Raw genomic sequence first — 546 nt, forward strand, 5'->3', positions numbered from 1 at the left:
GAGCTGGTCAACGCCGTAGCCGAGCAGGCCACGGCCAGGGGCCAGGACGTGCTCGACCTGTCAGAGGTGGACGAGACCCCCGAGCTCACGGAGATAGCGGAACTGGTGGAGGGGGATGATGAGTGAGCCGCCACCGATGTCAGCCACACGTCTCGATGGGCCCGACGACGTAACCCCCTACCTCAACTGGCTCACCGACATACTCAACTCGGGCCAGGACATAGCCATCGACACCGAGACGGGGTCAGTCACTGAGCTGTGGACCGAGCTCCCCCTCACGGGGAGAGGGCATTGCCGGCTCTACCAGATTGGTACCGCCACCGAGGCATGGGCCATCGATGCGCAGGACTGGCACCACCTCATCCGCCACACCCAGGCGCTAGTAGCCAAGGCCACCAACCGGGTAATCTTCGCCAACGCAACCTATGACCAGTCCGTCTTCCGCAAAGAGGGCTGGCCCGTCGTCCCCTGGAGCAGGGTGGAGGACGTGGTAGTGGCCCATCGTCTCACCCGGTACGACCAGTTCGCCCATGGCCTCAAGCCTGC

General features: G+C 64.5%; 1 protein-coding gene. It reads left to right on the forward strand.

The window, feature by feature from the left end:
- Positions 1-136: 136 nt before the first annotated feature.
- Positions 137-546 (forward strand): hypothetical protein (locus tag GY937_16120; protein MCP5058232.1); only part of this gene is annotated, 410 nt, incomplete at its 3' end.

It is taken from the genome of bacterium, from assembly GCA_024228115.1.
In the GTDB taxonomy this organism is placed as follows: Bacteria; Myxococcota_A; UBA9160; order UBA9160; family UBA6930.